Annotated in this window: 7 protein-coding genes; 4 read left to right on the top strand and 3 right to left on the bottom strand. The window is 70.2% G+C overall.

The features are described from left to right. From HQ312_RS20040 to HQ312_RS20030, 3 genes are all read left to right on the top strand, one after another. On the top strand, positions 1 to 591 hold a 591-nt coding region (locus HQ312_RS20040), incomplete at its 5' end, for an ATP-binding cassette domain-containing protein (protein WP_222640997.1). Next, positions 588 to 2,378: a thiol reductant ABC exporter subunit CydC gene (gene cydC, locus HQ312_RS20035; protein ID WP_222640984.1), complete on the top strand. Its 1,791-nt coding sequence runs from the start codon at positions 588 to 590 to the stop codon at positions 2,376 to 2,378. The genes HQ312_RS20040 and cydC, both read left to right, overlap by 4 nt. 220 nt (positions 2,379 to 2,598) lie before the next feature. Then, on the top strand, positions 2,599 to 2,937 hold the full coding sequence (locus HQ312_RS20030) for a hypothetical protein (RefSeq protein ID WP_222640976.1): 339 nt from the start codon (positions 2,599 to 2,601) through the stop codon (positions 2,935 to 2,937). On the opposite strand, the gene HQ312_RS20025 is transcribed toward HQ312_RS20030, so the two are convergent. Further along, the gene (locus tag HQ312_RS20025) at positions 2,925 to 3,587 is read right to left on the bottom strand and encodes an FABP family protein (RefSeq protein WP_222640974.1); all 663 of its coding nucleotides are present in this window, start codon (positions 3,585 to 3,587) and stop codon (positions 2,925 to 2,927) included. The two genes, HQ312_RS20030 and HQ312_RS20025, sit on opposite strands and share 13 nt — an antisense overlap. Before the next feature lie 269 nt (positions 3,588 to 3,856). Between HQ312_RS20025 and HQ312_RS20020 the strand changes: the two genes are divergently transcribed. Next, entirely contained in the window at positions 3,857 to 5,359 is a 1,503-nt protein-coding gene (locus tag HQ312_RS20020) for a cutinase family protein (RefSeq protein WP_222640972.1), read from the top strand. A gap of 90 nt (positions 5,360 to 5,449) precedes the next feature. Here HQ312_RS20020 and HQ312_RS20015 read toward each other — a convergent pair whose 3' ends face one another. Together HQ312_RS20015 and HQ312_RS20010 are read right to left on the bottom strand one after the other, a co-directional pair. Next, positions 5,450 to 5,758, bottom strand: a complete 309-nt coding sequence (locus tag HQ312_RS20015) for a DUF1416 domain-containing protein (protein ID WP_027504276.1) — start codon at positions 5,756 to 5,758, stop codon at positions 5,450 to 5,452. A 2-nt stretch (positions 5,759 to 5,760) separates the two neighbouring features. After that, the gene (locus HQ312_RS20010) at positions 5,761 to 6,594 is read right to left on the bottom strand and encodes a sulfurtransferase (RefSeq protein ID WP_222640961.1); all 834 of its coding nucleotides are present in this window, start codon (positions 6,592 to 6,594) and stop codon (positions 5,761 to 5,763) included. Positions 6,595 to 6,616: the final 22 nt, after the last annotated feature.

The following is a 6,616-nucleotide window of genomic DNA, read 5'->3' as shown; positions in this document are numbered from 1 at the left end:
CACCCGTTCCGGCCGGGACGGGTGACGGTGCTGACCGGCGCCAACGGGACCGGGAAGTCCACGGTCCTGGCGTCCGTTCTCGGGCTCGTCGATCCCGACGAGGGGTCCGTCTCCCTCGTGGGCTCCGACGGGGTTCGGGTCGACCTGTCGACCGTCGACCTCGACCGGTGGTGGCGCCGTGTGACCTGGCAGCCGCAGCGTCCGGCCGTCGTCGCCGGATCCGTCGCCGACAACCTCGACCTCGGGGCGCGTGGTGACGTGGCCCAAGCTGCTCGCGCCACGGGGTTCTCGTCCGTCCTGGCGTCCCTGCCCCGCGGAGCCGCGACGATGCTCGGCGCCGGGGGAGTGGGACTGTCCGTCGGAGAAGCCCAGCGGTTGGCCCTGACGCGCACTCTCGCCGCGACGGAATCCGTCGTGCTCCTGGACGAACCGACCGCCCACCTCGACCCGGAATCGGCGCGTCGGGTGCTCGGGTCCCTGCGGGCCGCGGCCGACGGCGGCCGCACCGTCGTGATCGTGGGGCACACGCCCGAGGTGCTCGCCGCCGCGGACACTGTCGTGCACGTGGACCGAGCGGCGGTGTCGGCATGAGCGATCTGACGCGGGCACTGCGGCTGCTCGACCTGCCGCCGGGGCGCGTCGCGCGGGCCGTGGCGGCGGGAGTCGCGACGCTGGGCAGTGCACTCGCGCTGTCCGCGCTCTCGGCCTGGCTCATCACGCGGGCATGGCAGATGCCGCCGGTGTTGCACCTCTCGGTGGCCGTGGTCGCGGTGCGCGCGCTCGGCATCACGCGCGGCGTGTGTCGGTATCTGGAACGACTGGCCACGCACGACGTCGCACTGCGCGGGACCGTCCGTGCGCGGTCCACCCTGTACCGCGAACTGTCGCAGGGTGATTCGGCCACGGCGGTGACGACGCGGCGAGGGGATCTCCTCGTGCGGACCGGCGCCGACGTGGACGCCGTCGGCGACGTGGTGGTGCGCGCCCTCGTTCCCGTCGCCGTCGCGGCGGCGGTCTCGGCCCTCGCGGTCGGACTCGTCGCCGTGTGGTCCCCTGCCGCGGCAATCGTCCTGGCGGTCGCGCTGCTCGTCTCCGGGGTCGTGGCGCCCTGGTCGAGCGCCAGGGCCGAGCGGGCCGCCGCCGAGGATCTCGTCGCTGCGCGAGCCGACTTCGCCGCCCACGCCGTCACCGCGATCGACCACGCCGCCGAACTCCGGGTGTCCGGGCGACTGGCAGACGTGCGACGCCGCGCCGACGAGGCCGACCGCGCCGTCGGTGCCGCGCAGGACCGCGCCGCCGGGTGGTCCGCCCTGTCCGCCGCGGCGACCCCGCTGTCGATGGGAGTCGCGGTGCTGGGCGCCCTCGCCGTCGGCATCTCGGCGTACGGCACCGCATCGGGGTTCGCGGGCGGCACCGACCCCACCGGGCTCGCCGTCGTGGTGCTGGTTCCGCTCGCCGCGTTCGAGGCGACGGGTGCGATACCCGCCGCCGCGGTGGCGTGGGTGCGCGGATCCGCGGCGGCTCGGCGGATCATGGCTCTCGTGGACGAGGCCCGCTCCGGGCCGGCGGTGACGCCGAAGGACGACCCGTCGCCGTCGCCGTCGGTGCGCCTCGAGGTGTGCGACGTCGTCGCAGGCCGCGGCGGATCGCGGACCGCGCCGGTATCTCTGGTGGTGGAACCCGGTGCGCGCCTGGCGATCAGCGGACCCAGCGGCGTCGGCAAGTCCACGCTCGCCATGACGATCGCGGGGCTCGTCGCCCCCGCCGCGGGCGCCGTGCTCGTCGACGGCAGGTCCGTCGGCGAACTGTCCGAGGACGCGGTGCGCCGGACGGTGTCCTACGTCGCCGAGGACGCCCATGTCTTCCGGACCACCGTTCTGGAGAACCTCCGTGTGGTGCGCGGTGACGTGACCGAGACGGAGGCGACGGCGGCACTCGACCGGGTCGGGCTCGGCGACTGGGTGCGCGCACTGCCCGACGGTGTGCACACGGACCTCGACGGCGGCGCGGAGGTGCTGTCCGGCGGACAGCGTCGCCGACTGCTGCTGGCCCGCGCGACGCTCTCGCGGGCGGCGGTGATCATCGTCGACGAGCCCACCGAACACGTGGACGACGTGTCCTCCGCCGCGTTGCTCGCCGCGATGCTCGATCCCGACGGTGGACTGTTCGATCGGGCGACGACCGTTCTGGTCGTGACGCATCGACCGGTGCCGACGGGCGTTCGAGTGGTGACCGTGAGCGGTGAACGTCAGGTGTGTTCGCTCACGGAAAAAGACGTTGCCGACCGGGCTGATCCACGCGTAGCGTCGTCTGTACACGAGAGAGGAGGTGGTCTGGAATTGTATGACTCTTGGACGCGTGAGGTGGCTGCCCGCTAGCCGCAACCGCTGACGGTTCTTCTCTCACCGCGCGAGCGGCGGGCGAATACCAGGCAGCTACCCGACCCCCGAGCCCTCGGTCCGTCCAGACCGAGACCCGTACTCCTGCAACGGTGTACCGGTAGGGCTCGGGGGTCGTCCCATGTCCGGACCAGGCCCGCGCGCCTGGTCTTCCCCGTTCTGCCGAGCAGACCCCCTCGCCTGTGTCACTGTGGGGGACATGACGAGTGACGAGCAGCCCGACACGACGAACACCGACGACACGTCCTCCGACACCGGTTCGGCGAACGAGGAGACCGTGGGCCCCGAGCTGACGCAGGAGGACCTCGATCGCGCCGGCGAGAAGATGGACGGCCTCAATGCGCGGTACGAGACCGGTGCGCGCGAGACGGTGACGCTGCCCGGCACCGGCGGCACCGTGTCCGGTACCGCGTTCGCGGACTTCGACGAGGACGGTGCCTCCGAAAAATCCGACACCGAGAAATCCGACACCGACAAGACCGACACCGGTTCCGGGAAGGATGCGGAGAGCGAGAAGGGCGAGCGTCAGCCCACGTAGCGTTCGAGGCGGGCGGACAGCCGGGGCTCGAGATCGCCGTCCGGTCCGACCCGCTCCTCGACGTACGCGAGATCGCCACCCTCGACGATGCCGTATAGACGCTTCGCGCCCCCGACCAGCGCCGCCGACGTGCTTCTGATGACCACGTCGGTGGCCAGCTCCCAGGACGACTGCGTCAGTGCGCGGCCGTAGTACAGCTCGATGAGCCCGCTCGCGTGGGTCAGTAGGAGCTCGAGAGTCTCCTCGCCGTCGTCACCGGGCTCACCGGTTCCGCTCACCCGCCAGAAGCCGGACTCGCGCAGGTCGCGGCCGGCGTAGGCGCCGTTCTCGTCGACGCGCCAGGTGCGGGACTCCCACGACAGGTAGGGACCGCCGTCGTGGCTCACGACGATCTGCTGTCCCAGTGTGTAGTCGCCCCCGGCGTCGTGTCCCTCACCGGTGCCGCGCCACACGCCGACCAGCGGCAGCAGTGCCAGCATGGAGTGCGAGATGTCGGGACCCTGCCGCAGATTGGCGGTGTCACCGTCACCGGGCAGATCGGGGAGCAGCGGGATGTTGCGCCCGGCCGTCTCCTTGGCCCGTTCCTCCGCACGCGCGACCGCGGCGTCACCGCTCAGGCGGGGCGCCGGGGTGCCGAACTCGTCGGTCACGACTCGTCGGTGACCAGGCGATAGACGACGTACAGCGAGAACCAGGCGATGAGGATCGACGCCAGGATGAGGAGTGCTTCGAAGAATAGGACCACGCACCGATTGTAGACCGGCGGTGTCGTGGATCTGCCACGGGCCGCCGTCGCGATCGGTCGACGCAGGCGGTCCGCAGACTGTGTGACGGATGACAACCTGTGCCGGGTCCGGTGACGCGATTCATTGTTTAAGGTCGTGAGGTTCTGGAACCGAGAGACGAGGGTGATCCATCCATGCTTCGTGTGACCGGGCTCGACCCGACCGACCGTCGGCGGACCGGGCCGACGAGGATCGTGCTGCGCGCGGCGACCGCTGCCCTCGCGACACTGCTGTTGTGCGCGATCCCTGGAGGACTGGCGGGGGCGGCGCCGATCACCCCCTCCGATCCGCTCGGTCTGGGCGACGACCCCGTCGAGTCGGTGCTCGACACGTTCGGGCTGGGCACGAAGGTCGATCAGGATCCGAACAACTACGCGTACGACTGCCCCGACGTGCTCATCGTCGCCATCACGGGCGCGACGGACTCGGAGTCGGACCGGAACCCCGTCGACGAGGTGGACCGGCTGCCGTGGTCCAACTGGGTCGGCAACGTGACCGTGCCCGCGGGGGAGGCCTCGGCGTCCACGCCCGGACGAGTCGGTTGGGTGTACGTGCCGTACGCGTCGGAGTACGGCGTGGCCGTGGCCGAGCCGGTGCCCACCTATCAGGAATCCGTCGCCGAGGGCCTCGCGACCATGGGCCGGATGATCGACGCCAACAAGACCGCGTGCGGCACGTCGACGAAGTACGTGCTGCTCGGCTACAGCGTGGGTGCCGAGGTGGTCGAGCGCCTCGCCGTCGACATCGGGTCCCGACCGTCCACGGCGCACGTGACGTCCGACGACATCGCCGGGGTCGCCCTCGTCGGAGATCCGTACCGCCCTGCCGGCACTGCGTCTCTGGACAAGCCCGGTCCGCCGGGTGGTGGCTTCATGTCGTCCGAGCCGAAGGACTACGGAACCCTCACGAACAAGATCCGGTGGGCGTGCCGTCCGATGGACATCGCCTGTGACGCACCGGAGAACCTCGGCGTCCTGCCGTTGGCGCTCAACGTCTTCGGGCGGATGCACTTCACCCTGCTCGATCCGGGCCGCACCGTCACCGAGTTCGTCGCGGTCTCGTCCGACGTCGCGGCTCGCACCATCGCGCACGTCTTCAGCGACCCGGACTTCGCCACGTCGGACGAGTCCCTGCTCGACGTGATGCTCCGGGTGTCGGACCGCACCCAGCCACTGCCGGACGAGAGGTCGCCGACGCCGCGCGAGATGTTCGACGCAGTGACGTGGGCGCTCGGTCCCGGCCGCCCCGTCGTCGAGGCCAAGCTGCAGGCGGAGGCCGTGGGGTTCGGCGAGGACAACGCCGACATCCCGCAGCTGCTCGAGAAGCCCTACGTCGAACTGGGGTTTCTGCAGCACCTCTACTACTGGGACAACTTCCCGGACAACGGCCGCGACTGGGAGAGCGAGAAGATGATCCGCTGGATCACCGACCTCGCTCGCGAGCAGAGCGAGGCCCCTCCGGTCGACGAGCCGGCCGCTCCTCCTGTGGGAGACACGACGGCGCCCGCCGAGCCCCGCGTGATTCCCCCGGTGAATCCCGGCTATCTCGCGCCGCCGGCGCAGCCCGTGGAGACGGTGCCGTCGACGTGGGAGGAAGTGCTGAAGTCCCTCGGCCTCCCGCCGGAGCCCGGCAAGTAGTTCCCGCGGTCGGATCGCACACCCTCCACGACGCGAACACCCTCCCCAGCACGCTGGGGAGGGTGTTCGGCTGAAACGAGAGGTGTTCGGTCAGGCGCCGATCGAGATCTCGGCCTCGTGGAGGCCGGCGGACTCGGGCGAGATGGTCACGTCGCCGTTGCCGGACGCGGACAGCGCGCGCAGCGTCCAGGTGCCGGGGGCCGCGAAGAAGCGGAAGTCGCCGGTTCCGGACGCGACGACCTCGGCGGTGAACTCACCCGTGCTGTCGAGCAGGCGCACGTACGCACCGCCGACGGGCTGACCGTCCGACGCGGCCAGGACACGGCCCGTGATGACCGTCTCCTTCTCCACGTCGACGCCGGCGGGAAGGGTCTGTCCCTGAGCAGGTGCTCCACACATGATTACGCTCCCAACTCGATAGGTGCTCCCACGAGGGAGCCGTATTCGGTCCAGCTGCCGTCGTAGTTCTTGACGTTCTCGTAGCCCAGCAGCTGTGTCAGTGCGAACCAGCTGTGCGACGAGCGCTCGCCGATGCGGCAGTACGCGATCGTGCCCTTGCTCGGATCGATGCCGACACCGTCGTAGAGCTCCTTCAGTTCCTCGTCGGACTTGAAGGTGCCGTCCTCGTTCGCTGCCTTGCTCCACGGCACGTTGACGGCGCCGGGGATGTGGCCGGGACGCTGGCTCTGCTCCTGCGGGAGGTGCGCCGGCGCCAGGATCTTGCCCGAGTACTCGTCGGGGGAGCGGATGTCGAGGAGGTTCTTGGTGCCGATGGCGGCGATGACCTCGTCGCGGAACGCGCGGATCGACAGGTCGGGAGCCTCGGCCCTGTAGGACGTTCCCTCGCGGGAGACGGCGTCGGTGCTCAGCGGACGACCGTCCAGTTCCCACTTCTTGCGGCCGCCGTCGAGCAGACGGATGTCCTTGTGGCCGTACAGCTTGAAATACCAGTAGGCGTAGGCGGCGAACCAGTTGTTGTTGCCGCCGTAGAGGATCACGGTGTCGTCGTTGGCGATGCCGCGCGTCGACAGCAGGTCCGAGAACTGCTCCTGGTTCAGGAAGTCACGAAGGACCGGATCCTGGAGGTCGGACTTCCAGTCGAGCTTGACGGCACCCTCGATGTGGCCGGTGTCGTAGGCGCTGGTGTCCTCGTCGACCTCGACGAACACGGTCTTGGGAGCATGCAGGTTCTGCTCGGCCCAGTCGGCAGTGACCAGGACGTCGGAGCGAGCCATGTGGTTCCTTTCGATTCTTCTC

The sequence above is a fragment of the Rhodococcus sp. BP-316 genome, from assembly GCF_019836105.1.
Taxonomy (GTDB): Bacteria; Actinomycetota; Actinomycetes; order Mycobacteriales; family Mycobacteriaceae; genus Rhodococcoides.
This window is presented reverse-complemented; position numbering and strand designations above follow the sequence as displayed.